This is a genomic window from Pseudomonas sp. NPDC008258, assembly GCF_042956345.1.
Lineage (GTDB): Bacteria > Pseudomonadota > Gammaproteobacteria > Pseudomonadales > Pseudomonadaceae > Aquipseudomonas.
In genome coordinates this window covers 48,181-66,740 of record NZ_JBIBGE010000014.1, presented here as the reverse complement: position 1 = coordinate 66,740, position 18,560 = coordinate 48,181, and the positions used below count along the sequence as shown (strand labels likewise).

General features: G+C 64.3%; 14 protein-coding genes. 5 read left to right on the top strand and 9 right to left on the bottom strand.

Annotated elements, in window-relative coordinates; translation table 11 throughout:
* Positions 1 to 3: 3 nt before the first annotated feature.
* Together eat and ACFY9W_RS13495 are read right to left on the bottom strand one after the other, a co-directional pair.
* The gene (eat, locus tag ACFY9W_RS13500) at positions 4 to 1,452 is read right to left on the bottom strand and encodes an ethanolamine permease (RefSeq protein ID WP_391130944.1); all 1,449 of its coding nucleotides are present in this window, start codon (positions 1,450 to 1,452) and stop codon (positions 4 to 6) included.
* A gap of 189 nt (positions 1,453 to 1,641) precedes the next feature.
* On the bottom strand, positions 1,642 to 3,162 hold the full coding sequence (locus tag ACFY9W_RS13495) for an aldehyde dehydrogenase family protein (RefSeq protein WP_391130941.1): 1,521 nt from the start codon (positions 3,160 to 3,162) through the stop codon (positions 1,642 to 1,644).
* A gap of 256 nt (positions 3,163 to 3,418) precedes the next feature.
* On the opposite strand from ACFY9W_RS13495, the gene ACFY9W_RS13490 reads away from it, so the two are divergent.
* The 4 genes from ACFY9W_RS13490 to ACFY9W_RS13475 all read left to right on the top strand — a co-directional run bounded on the left by ACFY9W_RS13490 (position 3,419) and on the right by ACFY9W_RS13475 (position 7,760).
* Positions 3,419 to 5,434: a sigma 54-interacting transcriptional regulator gene (locus tag ACFY9W_RS13490; protein WP_391130938.1), complete on the top strand. Its 2,016-nt coding sequence runs from the start codon at positions 3,419 to 3,421 to the stop codon at positions 5,432 to 5,434.
* A gap of 66 nt (positions 5,435 to 5,500) precedes the next feature.
* Positions 5,501 to 6,850 carry a UDP-N-acetylmuramate:L-alanyl-gamma-D-glutamyl-meso-diaminopimelate ligase gene (gene mpl / locus ACFY9W_RS13485; RefSeq protein WP_391130935.1) on the top strand — a complete coding sequence of 450 codons (1,350 nt, stop codon included), beginning with the start codon at positions 5,501 to 5,503 and terminating at the stop codon, positions 6,848 to 6,850.
* Positions 6,847 to 7,476: a flavin prenyltransferase UbiX gene (gene ubiX, locus ACFY9W_RS13480; protein ID WP_186556651.1), complete on the top strand. Its 630-nt coding sequence runs from the start codon at positions 6,847 to 6,849 to the stop codon at positions 7,474 to 7,476. Before mpl ends, ubiX begins: the two co-directional genes overlap by 4 nt.
* Positions 7,473 to 7,760 (top strand): YceK/YidQ family lipoprotein, encoded by a 288-nt coding sequence (locus ACFY9W_RS13475; protein WP_391130932.1) that lies wholly within the window; start codon positions 7,473 to 7,475, stop codon positions 7,758 to 7,760. Before ubiX ends, ACFY9W_RS13475 begins: the two co-directional genes overlap by 4 nt.
* A gap of 144 nt (positions 7,761 to 7,904) precedes the next feature.
* On the opposite strand, the gene ACFY9W_RS13470 is transcribed toward ACFY9W_RS13475, so the two are convergent.
* The 6 genes from ACFY9W_RS13470 to ACFY9W_RS13445 all read right to left on the bottom strand — a co-directional run bounded on the left by ACFY9W_RS13470 (position 7,905) and on the right by ACFY9W_RS13445 (position 14,882).
* Positions 7,905 to 8,549: an NAD(P)H-binding protein gene (locus ACFY9W_RS13470; protein WP_391130929.1), complete on the bottom strand. Its 645-nt coding sequence runs from the start codon at positions 8,547 to 8,549 to the stop codon at positions 7,905 to 7,907.
* Between the two features lie 27 nt (positions 8,550 to 8,576).
* Positions 8,577 to 10,310 (bottom strand): C13 family peptidase, encoded by a 1,734-nt coding sequence (locus ACFY9W_RS13465; RefSeq protein ID WP_391130926.1) that lies wholly within the window; start codon positions 10,308 to 10,310, stop codon positions 8,577 to 8,579.
* Between the two features lie 357 nt (positions 10,311 to 10,667).
* Positions 10,668 to 11,774, bottom strand: coding sequence for an acetoin dehydrogenase dihydrolipoyllysine-residue acetyltransferase subunit (locus ACFY9W_RS13460; RefSeq protein WP_391130924.1), 1,107 nt, complete (start codon positions 11,772 to 11,774; stop codon positions 10,668 to 10,670).
* Positions 11,771 to 12,793, bottom strand: coding sequence for a pyruvate dehydrogenase complex E1 component subunit beta (locus tag ACFY9W_RS13455; protein ID WP_391130921.1), 1,023 nt, complete (start codon positions 12,791 to 12,793; stop codon positions 11,771 to 11,773). The genes ACFY9W_RS13460 and ACFY9W_RS13455 overlap by 4 nt, the downstream gene beginning before the upstream one ends.
* A 33-nt stretch (positions 12,794 to 12,826) precedes the next feature.
* Positions 12,827 to 13,804 (bottom strand): thiamine pyrophosphate-dependent enzyme, encoded by a 978-nt coding sequence (locus ACFY9W_RS13450; RefSeq protein ID WP_391130918.1) that lies wholly within the window; start codon positions 13,802 to 13,804, stop codon positions 12,827 to 12,829.
* 22 nt (positions 13,805 to 13,826) lie between these two features.
* The gene (locus ACFY9W_RS13445; RefSeq protein WP_391130915.1) at positions 13,827 to 14,882 is read right to left on the bottom strand and encodes an NAD(+)/NADH kinase; all 1,056 of its coding nucleotides are present in this window, start codon (positions 14,880 to 14,882) and stop codon (positions 13,827 to 13,829) included.
* Positions 14,883 to 15,166: 284 nt separating this feature from the next.
* Between ACFY9W_RS13445 and ACFY9W_RS13440 the strand changes: the two genes are divergently transcribed.
* Positions 15,167 to 17,020: a sigma 54-interacting transcriptional regulator gene (locus tag ACFY9W_RS13440; RefSeq protein ID WP_391130912.1), complete on the top strand. Its 1,854-nt coding sequence runs from the start codon at positions 15,167 to 15,169 to the stop codon at positions 17,018 to 17,020.
* A gap of 174 nt (positions 17,021 to 17,194) precedes the next feature.
* On the opposite strand, the gene accC is transcribed toward ACFY9W_RS13440, so the two are convergent.
* Positions 17,195 to 18,550: an acetyl-CoA carboxylase biotin carboxylase subunit gene (gene accC / locus ACFY9W_RS13435; protein WP_198751441.1), complete on the bottom strand. Its 1,356-nt coding sequence runs from the start codon at positions 18,548 to 18,550 to the stop codon at positions 17,195 to 17,197.
* Positions 18,551 to 18,560 lie beyond the last annotated feature (10 nt).

Genomic DNA, 18,560 nt, shown 5'->3' with positions numbered 1-18,560 from the left:
CGATCAGTGCAGGGCCTCTTCGGCCTTCTGGATCGCGGCGAATTCCTCTTCCGGTGTGCCCGCAACCAGGTGGTGGCGGCTGTAGAAAGCAAAGTAGGCAATTAATACCGCATAGATCACTGCGGCGCCAATCACCACCCGTGGGTCGACCAGGAAACCGGCTACCACGGCGATGCAGGCCAGCACCAGGGCAATGCCCGAGGTGAAGATGCCACCGGGGGTGCGGTACGGGCGCTCCATCTTCGGCCGGCGGATGCGCAGGGTGATGTGCGCGGCCATCATCAGCACGTAGGACAGGGTAGCGCCGAATACGGCAACCAGAATCAGCAGGTCACCCTGGCCGGTCAGCGACAGGGCAAAGCCGATGATGCCGGGAATGATCAGGGCCAGCACCGGGGCCTTGCTTTTGTTGGTTTCCGACAGCTTGCGCGGCAGGTAGCCGGCGCGGGACAGGGCGAAGATCTGCCGGGAATAGGCGTAGATGATCGAGAAGAAGCTGGCGATCAGCCCGGCCAGGCCGACCAGGTTGACGAAACCGCCCATCCAGGTACTGCCGCCGTAGGCCTTGGACAATGCCTCGACCAGTGGGTTACCGGAGGCTTTCAGTGCTTCGGAACCTGCACCGCCGGGGCCGACCACCAGAATCAGCAGGGCGAAGGCCAGCAATACCAGCATGGCACCAATCAGGCCGCGAGGCAGGTCACGTTTGGGGTTCTTGGTTTCTTCAGCCGCCAGCGGCACGCCTTCGACAGCCAGGAAGAACCAGATAGCGTAAGGGATGGCTGCCCACACGCCCACGTAACCAAACGGCAGGAAGCTGCTGGCGCCCACGGCGTCCGTTTTGGCGATGTCGAACAGGTTGGCTGCATCAAAATGGGGCACCATGCTCACCAGGAACACCGCCAGGGCGATGGCGGCGATGGCGGTGATGATGAACATCAGCTTTAGGGCTTCCCCCACGCCGAAGATGTGGATACCGATGAACACGATGTAGAACGCCAGGTAGATCACCCAGCCGCCGATGCCGAACAGTGACTCGCAATAAGCGCCGATGAACACGGCGATGGCGGCGGGCGCGATGGCGTATTCAATAAGGATTGCCGTGCCGGTCAGGAAGCCGCCCCACGGGCCGAAGGCGCTGCGGGCAAAGCCGTAGCCGCCGCCTGCGGTGGGGATCATCGACGACAGTTCGGCCAGCGAGAAACACATGCACAGGTACATGGTGGCCATCAGCAGGGTGGCGAGGAACATGCCGCCCCAGCCGCCCTGGGCCAGGCCGAAGTTCCAGCCGGCATAGTCGCCGGAAATGACATAGGCCACGCCCAGGCCGACCAGCAGTACCCAGCCTGCGGCGCCTTTTTTCAGTTCACGTTGCTGGAAATAGTCTGAGCCGACTTTTTCGAAGTCGACAGAAGAGCCTGCCGGCGAGCCGGCGGAATGATCGCTTGGCATAGTTTCACCTGTTGTTTTTCTTGGTGGCCGGGAAGGGGTCCGGGCCGATGGTGATGGGTACTGCAGGAAGCGAGCCAGAGCAGGTCTGGCCTCTTCGCGGGCTCGCCCGCTCCCACAGGTACTGCGCAGGTCGGGAGCCTTGCGCGGTCCCTGTGGGAGCGGGCGAGCCCGCGAAGAAGGCGACGCGGTTTAGAAGAAGCCCAACGGATTGATGTCGTAGCTCACCAGCAGGTTCTTGGTCTGCTGATAGTGATCAAGCATCATCTTGTGGGTTTCACGCCCAACCCCGGACTTCTTGTAACCACCGAACGCCGCATGCGCCGGGTACAGGTGGTAGCAGTTGGTCCACACGCGGCCAGCCTTGATCCCGCGGCCCATGCGGTAGGCACGGTTGATGTCGCGGGTCCACACGCCGGCGCCCAGGCCGAACTCGGTGTCGTTGGCAATCGCCAGGGCTTCGGCTTCGTCCTTGAAGGTGGTGACGCTGACCACCGGGCCGAAGATTTCTTCCTGGAACACGCGCATCTTGTTGTTGCCCTTGAGCAGGGTCGGCTGGATGTAGTACCCGGTAGCCAGCGAGCCTTCCAGTTTTTCGACCTTGCCGCCGGTCAGCAGCTCGGCACCTTCCTTCTGGGCGATGTCGAGGTACGACAGGATTTTCTCGAACTGCTGCTGCGACGCCTGGGCCCCTACCATGGTGTCGGTGTCCAGAGGGTCGCCGCGCTTGATCTGCAGCACCTTCTTCATCACCACTTCCATGAACTGCGGGTAAATCGACTCCTGTACCAGTGCCCGCGACGGGCAGGTGCACACCTCGCCCTGGTTGAAGAACGCCAGCACCATGCCTTCGGCGGCCTTCTCGATGAAGCTTGGCTCGGCCTGCATGATGTCTTCGAAGTACACGTTCGGCGACTTGCCACCCAGCTCCACGGTGGACGGGATGATGTTCTCGGCTGCGCATTTCATGATGTGCGAGCCCACCGGGGTCGAGCCGGTAAAGGCGATCTTGGCGATGCGCTTGCTGGTGGCCAGTGCTTCACCGGCCTCGCGGCCATAGCCCTGCACCACGTTGAGCACGCCTTTTGGCAGCAGGTCACCGATCACTTCCAGCAGTACGGTGATGCCCAGCGGGGTCTGTTCGGCCGGCTTGAGTACCACGCAGTTACCGGCGGCCAGCGCTGGCGCCAGCTTCCAGGCGGCCATCAGGATCGGGAAGTTCCACGGGATGATCTGCCCGACCACGCCCAGCGGTTCGTGGATGTGGTAGGCCACGGTGCCTTCGTTGATCTCGGCTGCGCCGCCTTCCTGGGCGCGGATGCAGCCGGCGAAGTAACGGAAGTGGTCGACCGCCAGCGGAATGTCGGCATTCAGGGTTTCGCGAATCGGCTTGCCGTTGTCCCACGTCTCGGTGATGGCCAGCAGTTCAAGGTTCTGCTCGATGCGGTCGGCAATCTTCAACAGCACATTGGAGCGGTCCTGCACGGACGTGCGGCCCCAGGCGTCGGCGGCGGCGTGGGCGGCGTCGAGCGCTTTATCGATGTCTTCGGCAGTGGAACGGGGGAATTCGGCGATCAGCTTGCCATTCACCGGGGAGGTATTTTCGAAGTACTGCCCCTTGACCGGAGCTACGAACTCGCCACCGATGTAGTTGCCGTAGCGGCTCTTGAAGGAAACCTTCGCGCTCTCGGTACCGGGATGTGCGTAACGCATGGTGTGTCTCCTGGCTGTTATGTTTGTTGAGGAGTTGAGAAGCGTAGAGCAAAGGTTGGGCCAGCGTTTCGCACACCAGTAAATTCAATGACTTGGGTCATCTGGATGGGTTTGGTACGCGCTCAGTGTGCCAGCCCTGGTACGCGCAGGGGTGACACTTTGTGCCATTTGCGACACGTCACGGGAGGGTGCATTGCAAAGCCTTCCCGGGTGGAGGATGCTGGCGGGACTCTCTATCTGCGGAGAACTACAACAAATGCAGAGCAATCATTTCAGTCGTCATGCCCAGCAAGTCCATACCGTTGCCCATGGTGGCGCCGGGGAGGGCGGCAGTGACCCGTCCATTGCCCGCTCCTGGCTGCGCTGCCTGGAGGACTACCACCTCGACCCTTCGCTGATCGAAGCGCCCGTGGTGCTTGAACATGGGCGTTTGCTGGAGAGCCGCGAGCGCCTGCGCCAGGTGCTGCACATTGCCGACCATGAAATGAACAGCCTGCACCAGCAGCTTTCCGGGGCGGGCCACGCCGTACTGTTGACCGACGCCCGTGGGGTGATCCTCAATTGCGTCAGCGCCCCCACCGAGCGGCGCAGCTTCGAGCGTGCCGGGCTGTGGCTGGGCGCCGACTGGAGCGAGGCACGTGAGGGCACCAACGGCATCGGCACCTGCCTGGTGGAACGCCAGGCACTGACCATTCACCAGAACGAGCACTTCCGTGGCCGCCACACCGGCCTGACCTGCTCGGCCAGCCCGGTGTTCGACCCGCACGGTGAACTGCTGGCAGTGCTCGATGTGTCATCGGCCCGCACGGACGTTTCCCGTCAGAGCCAGTTCCACACCATGGCGCTGGTCAACCTGTCGGCGAAGATGATCGAAAGCTGTTATTTCCTGCGCCATTTCGAGCAGCAGTGGCTGCTGCGCTTTCACCTGCAGGCGGAGTCGGTCGGCTTGTTCAGCGAGGGCTTGCTGGCATTCGACGGCGATGGGCGGATTTGTGCCGCCAACCAGAGCGCGTTGAACCTGCTGGGCAGCGTGCGTGGTGGCGTGCTGGGCAAACCCGTGGAGCGCTTTTTCGCCTGTAGCCACGACGAACTGTTCAGCCGGGCGACGCCTTCCGGCAGCACCGTCTGGCCGTTGCATACGCGCGATGGCCGCCAGGTGTTCGCCTGCCTGCGCGGGAAGGCCCGTGCGCCAGTGTGGTCGGTGCCTGTCGCTCAACCCTTGCCCATGCACCAAGCGGAGCCGGCCATCTGCCTGCTCGACCCTGCGTTGCAGAGCGAATTCCGCCGTAGCGTTCGGGTGTTTGAGCGTGACGTGCCATTGTTGCTGCGCGGCGAGACCGGCTGCGGCAAGGAGGCCTTCGCCCAGGCGGTGCACCAGGCCAGTGGGCGGCGCGGCAAGCCGTTCGTCGCCGTCAACTGTGCCTCGATCCCGGAGAGCCTTATCGAGAGCGAACTGTTCGGTTATCGCGGCGGCAGCTTTACCGGTGCACGCAAGGAAGGCATGCGCGGCAAGCTATTGCAGGCCGATGGCGGCACCTTGCTGCTGGACGAGATCGGCGACATGCCACTGGCGCTGCAAACCCGCCTGCTACGGGTGCTGGAAGAGCGCCAGGTGGTGCCGATTGGCGGCGAGCCGCAAGCGGTGGATGTGCGCATTGTCAGCGCCACGCACCGGGACCTGCTGGAACGGGTGGAGCAAGGCAGTTTCCGCGAGGACTTGTATTACCGCCTGAATGGTCTGGAAGTGGCGTTGCCGGCGGTGCGTGAGCGCAGTGACAAGGCACAGTTGCTGGACTTTCTGCTGCGCCAGGAGGCGCAGGGGCAACTGATCGACATTGAACCCAAGGCACGGCAGGCGCTGCTCGACTTCGCCTGGCCGGGAAATGTGCGGCAGATGCGCAATGTGCTGCGTACCCTGGTGGCGCTTTGCGAAGAACCCCGGATTGCATTTTCGGATCTCCCAGCAATTGTCCGCAGCAGCGCCAACCCTGTGGGAGCGGGCGCGCCCGCGAAGGCGTCCTACCAGGAAACACAGGGCGAGGGCGTTGCCCTCGTTCGCGGGCTCGCCCGCTCCCACAGGTTTCGCGTTAGGTCAGGAATTGACGGTGAGACAATGGGTGCCGAAGTTTTGCAGGACGCGGAACGGCAGGCGCTGATGGCGACCCTGGAGGCAAAACACTGGCACCTGACCCGTGTCGCCGAGCACTTGGGCATCAGCCGCAATACCTTGTATCGCAAACTGCGCAAACACGGCATTACCAGGGCTGAGTAAGCGAAACATCGTGTGCGATTTTTCTCGCCCTGGGCTACCCTGCCTCGATGTTTTGCGAGGTCGACCATGCATATTCACATTCTCGGTATTTGCGGTACTTTCATGGGCTCGCTGGCGGTGCTGGCCAAGGAACTTGGCCATCGCGTCACCGGCTCGGACGCCAACGTCTATCCCCCGATGAGCACCCAGCTCGAAGCCCAGGGCATTGAACTGACCCAAGGCTATGACCCGGCCCAGCTGGACCCGGCGCCCGATCTGGTAGTCATCGGCAATGCCATGTCGCGTGGCAACCCTGCCGTGGAGTACGTGCTGAACAAGGGCCTGCCCTATGTTTCCGGCCCGCAATGGCTGGCCGACCACGTGCTGCAAGGCCGCTGGGTTCTGGCGGTTGCCGGCACCCATGGCAAGACCACCACCAGCAGCATGCTGGCCTGGGTGCTGGAACACGCCGGCATGAGCCCGGGCTTCCTGATTGGCGGTGTACCGCAGAACTTCTCGGTATCGGCGCGTCTGGGCGATACGCCGTTCTTCGTGGTCGAAGCCGACGAGTACGACAGCGCCTTCTTCGACAAGCGCTCGAAGTTTGTCCACTACCACCCACGCACCGCGATCCTCAACAACCTTGAGTTCGATCATGCGGACATCTTCCCGGACCTGGCCTCGATCGAGCGGCAGTTCCACCACCTGGTGCGCACCATCCCGAGCGAAGGCCTGGTGATTCACCCTACCACCGAGCACGCGCTGGAGCGGGTGATCGGCATGGGTTGCTGGACCCCTGTGCAGACCACAGGCGTTGGTGGCCAGTGGCAGGCGCGCCTGCTCAGCCCCGACGGCTCGCGCTTTGAAGTGGTGTTCGAAGGCGAAGCACAGGGCGTGGTGGACTGGGCGCTGACGGGGCAGCACAACGTTGCCAACGCCCTGGCTACCCTGGCAGCGGCCCGCCACGTAGGCGTGGTACCGGCCATGGGTATCGAAGGCCTCAGCGCTTTCAAGAGCGTCAAGCGGCGCATGGAGAAGGTTGCCGAAGTGCAGGGTGTGACCATCTACGATGACTTCGCCCACCACCCGACGGCCATCGCCACCACCCTCGACGGCCTGCGCAAGCGCGTTGGCGAGGCGCCGGTGATCGCCGTGATCGAGCCACGCTCCAACTCGATGAAGCTCGGCGCCCACCGTGACGGCTTGCCGGAAAGCGTCAACGATGCCGACCAGGTGATCTGGTACGCGCCAGCCAACCTGGGCTGGGACCTGGCAGGCACCGCCGCGCAATGCAAGGTACCGAGCGTGGTGGCCGACAGCCTCGACGCGATCATCGAGCGGGTCAAAGGCCAGGTTCGCCCAGGCACTCACGTGGTGATCATGAGCAACGGCGGCTTCGGTGGCCTGCACGGCAAGCTGGCCGAGGCCCTGAAGTGAGCGGGCCGGAACGCATCACCCTGGCCATGACGGGCGCCTCGGGCGCCCAGTATGGCCTGCGCCTGCTTGACTGCCTGGTGCGCGAGGACCGCGAGGTGCACTTCCTGATCTCCAAGGCCGCGCAGTTGGTGATGGCGACCGAGACCGACGTGCTGCTGCCGGCCAAGCCCCAGGCGATGCAGGCCTTTCTCACCGAATACACCGGTGCCGCCGATGGGCAGATCCGTGTGTACGGCAAGGAAGACTGGATGTCGCCGGTGGCCTCCGGCTCCGGCGCTCCGGCGGCGATGGTGGTGGTGCCTTGTTCCACCGGCACCCTGTCGGCGATTGCCACGGGTGCCTGCAACAACCTGATCGAGCGCGCTGCCGACGTTACCCTCAAGGAGCGTCGCCAGCTGATCCTGGTACCACGCGAGGCACCGTTCTCCACCATTCACCTGGAGAACATGCTCAAGCTGTCGCAGATGGGCGCGGTTATCCTGCCGGCAGCGCCAGGCTTCTACCACCAGCCGCAGACCATCGACGACCTGGTCGACTTTGTGGTGGCGCGCATTCTCAACCTGCTGAATATTCCCCAGGACATGTTGCCCCGTTGGGGCGAGCACCATTACGGGGTGGATGATTGAAGCGAGCGCTGGTGGCTTTGCTGGCGCTGGTGATGCTGGTGGGCTGCGCCACGGTGCGTACGCTGGATGCCGCCAAGCCCGGGGCGCCGGTGGTGTATGCCGGTACCCGGCTGGATTTGTACGTGATCAATGGTGGGTGTTGCCCGCGGGACCACTACGGGGCTGATGCACCGGCCTACCCTGGGCTGGACCTGCCTGGCAGCATGTTGCTCGATACCCTGTTGCTGCCGTTGTCGTTGCTGACCGCGGCCGGTGTAGGCTTCCAGGCAACAGGTGGCCTGTGAAATCTGTGGGAGCGGCCTTGTGTCGCGATAGGGCTGCAAAGCAGCCCCAGCATTATTTGCGGTGCAGCTGATATTCGGGGGCCGCTTCGCGCCCCTTTCGCGACACAAGGCCGCTCCCACAGGTGTCGTGCATGGCCAGGAGGTTTACTTCTTGCCCAACCTGCGCAACTCATCCGACTCCACAACCCGCACCCCGTCCTCTTCCTCCAGCGCCAGGCGCCACAGTGCCCGGGCCAGGGTACAAGCCTCGATCCCCCGGTACTTGCCCGGTATCAGCCTGGAAAACGGCGAAACCAACTGTTCGGTGAGCCGCGGTTCGATCCGCTCGCCCAGCAGCAACGACGGCCGCACGATGGTCAACTGTGGCCAGTCCTGCGCCTTGAGCGCCTCTTCCATCTCGCCTTTGACCCGGTTGTAGAAAATCGACGATTTCGAGTCGGCGCCCAGCGCACTGACCACCAGCAGATGCCGCGCCCCCAGCTCGCGGGCGCGCTTGCTGAAGGCCACCACCATGTCCAGGTCCACCGCGCGGAAGGCCGACTCGGAACCGGCCTGTTTCAGCGTGGTCCCCAGGCAGCAATAGGCGATATCGACCCGCCCGGCCAGCTGCGGCAGGAACACGGCCGGGTCACCCACCGGGTTTTCCAGGTGCGGGTGCTCGGCCAGCGGCCGGCGGGTAGGCGCCAGCACGCGGGTGATGGTGGGTTCGTTGAGCAGGCGGTCTAGCAGGTGTTCACCGGTCAGGCCGGTGGCACCGGCAAGCAGGACATGCTGAGGCGTCAAATACATGATGTCTCTCCCTTGTTACACACAAGTCTAGTGGCTGCCGGGCGTTTTTGCCTGTGGCCCCACGTTGGCCTGTGTGGCGTTACGCAACGCTTCTTCGGCCTGTTGGCGGCGCAGCTGCTGCCAGTGCTCAAGCACAGCGGGCGGTGCCCACAACTGCGGTTCCGAGGCTTCGAAGCCTTCCCTTTGTTCCCGTTCGGCAACGCTGGTGCGTGCCATTTCAAACGCCTGCTTCAGGTCGTCGGTCTGGTTCAACGCCTCTGCGAACAGGGCATCGCCAAAGTAGGTGAAGTCGGCTTCTTCCGAGCAACCGAAAGACACGCGGTCGGCCCGTGCGGCGGTCATGATCAGCGTCCGGTCATCCTTGAGCGGGGCGATGTAGCCTCCTGAATAGCAGGCCGAGATGACGATTACCTTGTCGCGGTCTTTCAGCGGCGCCAGGGCAGTGGCCAGTTCGTCGGCGGAAAGGTCGGCCAGCTGCAGGCGCGGCTGGTCAAGCACCAGCTGGTGGTCTTCGCTGCCATGGCTGGTGAGGTAGATGAATACCAGGTCTTCAGGGGCACTGCGCTCGGCCAGGGTACGGGCGGCGCGGGTCAGGTTCTCGCGGGTGGCCATGGGGCGGGTGGCCATGTGGTCACGGTGGTTGACCAGTGTCACCTGGCCACGGGCGCCAAAGCGCACCTTGAGCATGTTGCTGACATAGTCGGCTTCACGCAGGAACACGCTTTGCTGGCCATCGCCGGCCACCACCAGGCTGTACAACTGGATGGGCGGTGTTGAGCGCGGCACGCGGGCCAGCGCTTCGTCCAGCAGGCGGCCCTGGTTGAGCAGGGCCAGGTCCAGCGGGTCGGGCAGCAACTGGCCTTTCTGGTCACGCACGCGCACGCCGTTGGTCCACACGCCGCTTTCAACCTTGCCACTGGCCAGGGTAAGCCGCCCTTGGCCATGGTAGGCATCGTTCAGGAAGCCACCAACGTACTTGCTGCCGTCGGCCAGTTGCAGGCTGCCCTGGCCAGACAGGCGCCAGTCGACGAACTCGCCCTTGTAGTGGCTGCCATCGCTGCCCAGCAATTCACCTTCGCCAATCAATGAGCCGTCCTTGAATTCGCCGATCCACACATCGCCATCGACGTTTTCATAGCGGCCACGGCCTTCCAGGCGGTTGTCCTTGAACTCGCCGATGTATTGCTCGCCGTCAACGCTGTCGTAGGTGCCGCTGCCCTGCAACTGGCCGTTGACGAAGCGGCCACTGAACTGGTTGCCGCTGGCATCGCTGCGCACCCCGGCGCCGTTGGGTTTGCCTTTGGCGAACAGGCCCTGGTAGCGGCTGCCGTCCGCCAGTTCCAGTTCGCCCGCGCCTTCGTACAGGTCGTCCTTGAACTGGCCGCGGTAGGTCTGGTCGCTTTGCTTGAGGGTGCCTTCGCCGTCGCGACGGCCATGGCTGAAGGTGCCCGCGTAGTGGCTGCCGGGTGTGGTCAGGTCGCCCAGCCCCTGAAACAGCCCCTCGGCGAACTGGCCGCGGTACACCTCGCCGTTCTGGCCGTGCCACTCGCCCTGGCCGTGCCACTGGCCATCCTTGAAGCCGCCGGCGTACCAACTGCCGTTGGGGTAGTCGATACGGCCCTCGCCCTGCAGCAGGCCATCGACCACCTCGCCCCGGTAACGCCCCCCGTCAGGCAGGCGTGCGTCTGGAGGCAGTAGCGATTCGCCATCGCCACAGGCGGCGAGCAGCAGGACCAGGGTGATGGGGAGCAGTGGACGCATGGCGAGGACCGGGCAATAAGTCTGCCGAGTATGACGCAGAATGGGGGGCTGAGACAGATATGGCATAAGCCAATGGGTCATGCGCCAGCGCTTTTTTGTGGGAGCGGGCATGCCCGCGAACACCGGCGAAGCCGGTGCCATACACCGAGTCGCCTGCTTCGCGGGCATGCCCGCTCCCACAGGATTTGTGCTGCCCTTGGGGCTTGTGTAGTACCTGTGTGGCTTGCCGGCGATGAGGCCGGTCGGCTCAACCTCAATACAGATCGCGTGATGGCGGTGAGGGGCATGTCGAGGGATTGGGTGGGGGCATGCACCTCCATGCCCCAACGCCACCCCAAGGCATACACCTCATCTCCCTCAACGCCCCCGCAAAAACTCCACCATCTTCCGATTCACCTCCTCAGCCGCCTCCATCTGCACCATATGCCCGGCCTCCGGTAGCACCAGCACTTCAGCCTCCAGCCCTTCGACATGGCTGGCCGGGATGATCGCGTCCTTGCCGCCCCACACCACCAGTGCCGGGTGCTGCCCCAGCACCCCGCGCAGGTCGTGGCGCTGACGCTCACCTTCGGCAATGGCGGATGCCAGTTGGCGCAAAGCGTCATCTACACCCTCCAGGCGCTTGAACTTGAGCATGTCCTCCAGCATCTGCCGGGTGACCAGTGCGGGGTCCGCGAACAACTGCACCATTTGCGGTTTGAGGGCATTGCGGTTGGCGGCGGCGACGAAGCCTTGCAGGTATTGCCCGTTGATCGCCTCCCCCAGGCCGGCACTGGCGATCAAGCTCAAGCTAACCACCCGCTCGGGCGCCAGGCGCGCCACGTTCAGGCTGACCGCGCCGCCCATGGAGTGGCCGGCCAGGTGCGCCTTGGCAATGCCCAGATGGTCGAGCAGGGCCAGCACGGTTTCGCTCAACTCATCCAGGTCACCCCGTTGCAGGGCCTTGGCCGATTCGCCGTGCCCTGGCAAATCGAGGGCGATCACGCGGCGCTCTGCGGCCAATGTAGGGTGGTTGAACAGCCAGTTGTTGAGGTCGCCAGCAAAACCGTGCACCAGCACCAGGGGCGTGCCGCCTTCGCCCAGTTCGAACCAGCGCAGCAGGCGGCCGCCCACTTCAGCCTTCTGCGGGGCCGGCCCCTGTGCCTGATCGGCGCCCCCTTCGGCAACGAACTCGGCCTGGAAGCGCTGTACCACCGCATCAATCTCGGATTCCTCGGCTTCGCCTTCCACCACTACTGCCAGCAACGCGCCGACCGGCAGGGTTTCATCCGGCCTGGCCACCTGGCGGCGTAGCACACCACTGAAAGGGGCTTCGACGCTGCTGCTGATCTTGTCGGTCTCGACGTCCAGCACCTCGTCGCCCTTGTTGATCTGGTCACCTTCCTGCTTGAGCCAGGTGTCTACCCGGCCCTCGGTCATCGACAGGCCCCACTTGGGCATGGTCAGCGTATGGATCTGGCTCATGCGGCGCTCCTTGCGGCTTCGATCACCTTGCGCACGGCCGCTTCGATCTTCGCCGCGTCCGGGATGTACAGGTCCTCCAGGGCGTCGGAGAACGGCACCGGGGTGTGCGGGGCAGTGACCATTTCGATGGGGCCCTTGAGCGCGCCGAAGGCCTTCTGCGCCACCAGCGCGCTGATGTCGGTGGCCATGGAGCAACGCGGGTTGGCTTCGTCGATCACCACCAGTCGGCCGGTTTTTTCCACGCTTTCCAGAATGCTGTCTTCATCCAGCGGGCTGGTGGTGCGCAGGTCCAGTACCTCGCAGTCGATGCCCTGGCGGGCAAGGTTGTTGGCGGCTTCCAGGGCCACATGCACCATGCGGCCATAGGTAACCAGCGTCACGTCGTCGCCATCGCGCAGGAAGTTGGCCTCGCCAAACGGCACGGTGTACACCTCTTCCGGCACCTCGCCCTGCATGCTGTACAGCAGCTTGTGCTCGCAGAAGATCACCGGGTCGTTGTCACGGATCGCCTGGATCAGCAGGCCTTTGGCATCGTAGGGCGAGGAAGGGCAGACCACCTTCAGGCCGGGGATGTGCGTCCACAGCGAGGTGAGCATCTGCGAGTGTTGGGCGGCAGCGCGCAGGCCGGCGCCGTACATGGTGCGCATCACCAGCGGGGTGACCGCCTTGCCGCCGAACATGTAGCGGAATTTGGCGGCCTGGTTGAGGATCTGGTCCAGGCAGCAGCCGGCGAAGTCGACGAACATCAGTTCGCACACCGGGCGCAGGCCCTGGGTGGCGGCACCGACGGCGGCGCCGACGTAGCCGATCTCCGAGAGTGGCGCGTCGAGCACGCGGCCCGGGAACTGGTGGTACAGGCCTTTGGTCACGCCCAGCACGCCTCCCCAGGCGTCGTCCTCGCCGGGCGCGCCGGCACCACCGGCCACGTCTTCACCAATGATGAACACCGTGTTGTCGCGGCGCATTTCCTGGGCCAGGGCTTCGTTGACGGCCTGCTGGTAGCTGATCTTTCTTGCCATGGTGGTTCTCCTGTTGTTCTTGTAATCCGCGGCTCAGGGGTAGCTGACGTACACGTCGGTGAGCAGGTCGGCGGGCTGTGGCTTGGGATCGGACTTGGCGCGGCGCACGGCGTCTTCGATCAGGTCCTCGATGCGGGCGTCGATGGCGTCCAGTTGCTCGGCACTGAGCAGGCCGGCACGGGTGGTCTTGTTGCGGAACTGCATCAGGCAGTCGCGGGTTTCGCGCAGGTTCTTCACTTCATCGGGCGCGCGGTAGGTTTGTGCGTCACCTTCGAAGTGGCCGTAGTAGCGGCTGAGCTTGACCTCGATCAGCGAGGGCCCTTGCCCGGCACGCGCACGTTCGATGGCAGCGCCAGCGGCCTCGTACACGGCAAAGAAGTCGAAGCCGTCGATGGTGACGCCAGGCATGCCGAAGCCGGCTGCGCGGTCGGCAATATGGTCGCAGGCCACAGACCAGTTGGAGGCGGTGGCCTCGGCGTAGCCGTTGTTCTCGGCCACGAAGATGCAGGGCAGATTCATGATCGACGCCATGTTCATGGCCTCGAACACCGCGCCTTCGTTGGAGGCGCCATCGCCGAAGAAGGCCACTGACACATCGTCATTGCCCTTGATCCTGGCCGCCAGCGCCGCCCCGGCCACCAGCGGCGCGCCGGCACCGACAATGCCGTTGGCGCCGAGCATGCCTTTTTCCAGGTCGGCAATGTGCATCGAGCCGCCCTTGCCGCCGCACACGCCGGTCTTCTTGCCGTAGATCTCGGCCATCATGCCGTACACATCCACGCCCTTGGCGATGCAGTGGCCATGGCCGCGGTGGGTGGAGGCAATGCAGTCGCTGTCGCGCAGGTGGGCCATGACCCCGGCTGCGGAGGCCTCTTCGCCGGCATACAGGTGGACGAAGCCGGGGATCTCGCCAGTGGCAAACTCCACGTGCAGGCGTTCTTCGAATGCACGGATGGTGCGCATCACTTCATAGGCATGCAGCAGTTGTTCGGTGCTGAGTTGATTGGACATCTTGTTGTTCTCCAGGGTTGTCTCAACGCGGGTATGCAGGGTGCAGCCGGTGGCCGCGCGGTACGGCCAGCAGGTGATGGCGGGCGGCATGCGCCAGTACGGCCTCGACATCCACGCTTAGCGGGCCTTGGTGGTCGAGGGTGATGGTGGGTGTGTCGTGCTCGGCGAACTCGATCTCGCGTTCGCCGTCCAGGGCCAGGGTGCCGCTGGCCAGGCTCAGGCGGTGGGCCACGCCGGGCGTCAGTGGGCCGCTGGCGGTGATGCCACAGGCTTGCAGCAGGCCGGGCGCCAGTGGCGCCAGCAGCGCCTGCTCGGCACCGGGGTTCAGGCGTACCCAGGCGCCATGCGGGTCCTGGCGCGACACCGGGTGCCACAGGCCACACAGGGCTGAAAGGCCAATGGCATGGGGCTCGGCGAAACAGGCAAAGACCTCACACAGGTCTTCGCTGCGGCTGAGTGCACGGGCACCGATGAAGCGCTGGGGCGATACCGCCACCTCCACCAAGGCCCATTCGGCAAGCTGTTGCTCTGGCACCTTCACCAGCAGGCGCTTGTTGCGGCGCAGGCCGATGCTGGCCGGTACTCGGCCGCTTGCAAGCAGGCCACCCGCCAGGCCCGCGCTGGTGGCCTCGCGCAGTTCGGGGAAGGCATTGTTGGTGCCGGTGGACAGGGTCAGCAGCGGCACGTCACCGGCCTCGGCAGCGACTGCCTTGTGGGTGCCGTCGCCGCCGAGCACGGCGATCATCGCCACACCGCGTTCGACCATGCGGCGGGTGGCCAGGCGGGTATCGGCAACAGTCTGGGTCAGCGGCAGGTCGAGGATTTCGATGGCCGGCCAGTGCTGGTCGGCGGCGAGCGGACCCTGGCCGGCCTTGAGCACGGCGGCGGCGATGCCGGTCATGTCGCTGGGTAGCAGCACCTGGCCGATACCGGTGGCACCGAAGGCCGCCAGCAGGCGCTGGATTGCCGAGGCCTTGTCGGTGCTCGAATAGAGCCCGGCATTGGCGGTGAGGCGGCGCAGGTCGCGGCCAGAGGCAGGGTTGGCAATGATCCCGACAATCGGGGCGGGTAGCGGCATGGCGCACCTCGTATTTTTTGTTTGCCAGAGCAGGAGCAAGCGCGGTGCCAGCTTTCTTGTGACTGGCTGAAAAGCCATTGGCAGAGCAGCTGCTGCGTTCCACGGCAGATGCCATTGGCAGCGCGAGCGAGACGCGGGGTGCCAGCGCTGGGCTAACCTGGGCGAGACGCTGAGACGGAGCGTCTCAAGCCAGCCGGTAATCACGCAGCGCTTGTCGGGGCATGCCTGGAAGCGCTTAATGGCCGGACAACGATAAAAACAGCAACGAGAACCGGAGGGCCTGAATGCTTGCCGCGAACTCCCGAGCCCATGTCGACTGCGTCAGCCGGGTGCTGAAGAATGCCGACCGCCTGCCACAGGCGCCGGTGCCACCGCTGATCCTCGATTCATGGCGCCGTTCCATGGAGCTGTACCGCCTCGACCCCGGGTCCCAGCAGGGGCCGCGTATCCTTTCCCAAAGCCTGCTCAACGAATGCCGCGAACGCGCCGAACTGTTCCTGCGCATCGCCAGCGATGCCGTGGCGCGCTTGCACGAGCGCGTACGCGGCGCCGACTATTGCGTGCTGCTGACCGATGCCCAGGGGCGCACCATCGATTACCGGGTCGAGTCGGCCATACGCAACGACTGCCGCAAGGCCGGGTTGTACCTGGGTACTTGCTGGTCGGAGGGCGAAGAAGGCACCTGCGGCGTGGCGGCGGTGCTGACCAGCAAGGCGCCGGTCACGGTGCACAAGCGCGATCACTTTCGCGCTGCCTTCATCGGCCTGACCTGCACCGCGGCGCCGGTATTCGACCCACAGGGCGAGTTGCTGGGCGTGGTGGATGTTTCGGCGTTGCAGTCCCCGGATGACCGCCGCAGCCAGCACCTGATCCGCCAGCTGGTCGAGCAGACCGCCCGTGAAATCGAAAACGCCTTCTTCATGCACAGCGCCCAGGGCCACTGGGTGATGCGCGCCCACGGCACGCCGGGCTATGTGGAAAGCCAGCCTGACTACCTGCTGGCCTGGGATGCCGATGGCCGCCTGCAGGCCATCAACAGCCTCGCGCGGCAACGGTTGGTGGAGCGCCTGGGGCGGTTGCCCGAGCACATTGGTGAACTGTTCGACATGGGCCAGTTGCGCCGCGTGAATGCTGCGTCCGCCCAGCGCCTGCCTGGCTTGGGCGGGTTGTACGGCCGGGTAAGCGCGCCGCAGCAGCGCCAGCGCACGCAGGCCGTGCACCAGGCTCAGGATGCGCGTATCGAGCAGCACCTGCGGTTGGCCACCCGCGTCAAGGACTGCAACCTGGCGGTGCTGGTGCAGGGTGAGACCGGGGCGGGCAAGGAAGTGTTCGCCCGCCAGCTGCACCGGCAGAGCCAACGTCGTGACGGCCCTTTTGTCACGCTGAACTGCGCCGCTATCCCGGAGAGCCTGATCGAGAGCGAGCTGTTCGGTTACGTGGCCGGGGCCTTCACCGGGGCTTCCAGCAAAGGCATGCAGGGGCTGTTGCAGCAGGCCGATGGCGGCACGCTGTTCCTCGACGAAATCGGCGACATGCCGCTGAACCTGCAAACGCGCCTGTTGCGGGTGCTGGCCGAGGGTGAAGTGGCACCATTGGGTGCGGCGCGGCGCGAGCGGGTGGATATCCAGGTTATCTGCGCCACCCATCGCGACCTGGCATCGATGGTTGAGCAAGGGCGTTTTCGTGAGGACCTGTATTTCCGCCTGGCCAATGCCCGGTTCGAGTTGCCGCCGCTGCGCGAGCGCGAGGATCGGCTGGGGTTGATTCATCAGCTACTGGCCGAAGAGGCCGATGCGTGTGCTGTCGAGGTGATGCTGGCAGATGATGCGCTGCAAGCATTGCTGGTTTACCGTTGGCCGGGGAACCTGCGCCAGTTGCGGCAGGTGCTGCGTTATGCCTGTGCGGTGAGCGAAGGTGGGCAGGTGCAGTTGCAGGACTTGCCGCAGGAGGTACGCGGTGAAGCGTTGGTAACGGCGGAAGGCGGGATGTCTTGCCCGGCTCGGCAGCTGTTGCTGGATGCGCTTATTCGCCATCGCTGGAAACCCGCTGATGCGGCGCGGGCGTTGGGTATTTCGCGGGCGACCTTGTATCGGCGGGTGCATGAGCACCGCATCGAGATGCCGAGGATGAAGGGGTAGGGCCATTGGGGCTGCTTTGCAGCCCATCGCCGGCAAGCCAGCTCCCACCTTGACCGCACAGGCTTCAAGCCATATGCAATACCTGTGGGAGCCTGGCTTGCCAGCGATGAGGCCCTGGCAAGCAATAAAAAACCCCGGCACACGGCCGGGGTTCTGGTACATCACACTACTCGATCAATGCTCGTTGGCCAGCTTGTGTTCGAGGTAGTGAATGTTGACGCCGCCTTTGCAGAAACCTTCATCACGCACCAGGTCGCGGTGCAGCGGGATGTTGGTCTTGATGCCGTCGACGACGATCTCGTCCAGGGCATTGCGCATGCGCGCCATGGCTTCGTCGCGGTCCTTGCCGTAGGTGATCAGCTTGCCGATCAGCGAGTCGTAGTTCGGCGGAACCGAATAACCGCTGTACAGGTGCGAATCAACACGTACGCCGTTACCGCCCGGAGCGTGGAAGTGCTTCACCTTGCCTGGGCTCGGGATGAACTTCTTCGGGTCTTCGGCATTGATACGGCATTCCAGCGAGTGGCCACGAATCACCACGTCTTCCTGGCGGAACGACAGCTTGTTGCCAGCGGCGATGCTCAGCATCTCCTTGACGATGTCGATACCGGTTACCATCTCCGACACCGGGTGCTCAACCTGCACGCGGGTGTTCATCTCGATGAAGTAGAAACGGCCGTTCTCGTACAGGAACTCGAAGGTACCGGCACCGCGGTAGCCGATCTCGATGCACGCATCGACGCAACGCTTGAACACTTCCTGGCGGGCTTTCTCGTCGATGCCCGGGGCTGGCGCTTCTTCCAGTACCTTCTGGTGACGGCGCTGCAGCGAGCAGTCACGGTCACCCAGGTGGATGGCGTTGCCCTGGCCGTCGGACAGTACCTGCACTTCCACGTGGCGTGGGTTGGTCAGGAACTTCTCCAGGTACACCATCGGGTTGCCGAAGGCAGCACCGGCTTCGGTACGGGTGAGCTTGGCCGAGGCAATCAGGTCCTCTTCCTTGTGCACCACGCGCATGCCGCGACCACCACCGCCACCGGCGGCCTTGATGATCACCGGGTAGCCGACGTCACGGGCAATCGCCAAGGCGACTTCTTCGTCTTCCGGCAGTGGGCCATCAGAGCCCGGTACGGTCGGTACGCCCGACTTGATCATCGCGTCCTTGGCCGAAACCTTGTCGCCCATCAGGCGAATGGTGTCGGCTTTCGGGCCGATGAAGGCAAAACCGGACTTTTCCACCTGCTCGGCGAAATCGGCGTTTTCCGCGAGGAAGCCGTAGCCTGGGTGAATGGCGGTAGCGCCTGTCACTTCAGCCGCGGCGATGATCGCCGGGATGTGCAGGTACGAATCTTTGGACGAAGCAGGACCAATGCAGACCGACTCGTCTGCCAGGCCCAGGTGCATCAGTTCGCGGTCGGCCGTGGAGTGCACGGCGACGGTCTTGATGCCCAGCTCTTTGCAGGCACGCAGGATCCGCAGGGCAATTTCCCCGCGGTTGGCGATCAGGACTTTTTCCAGCTTCCCAGACATCGTTGGCTCT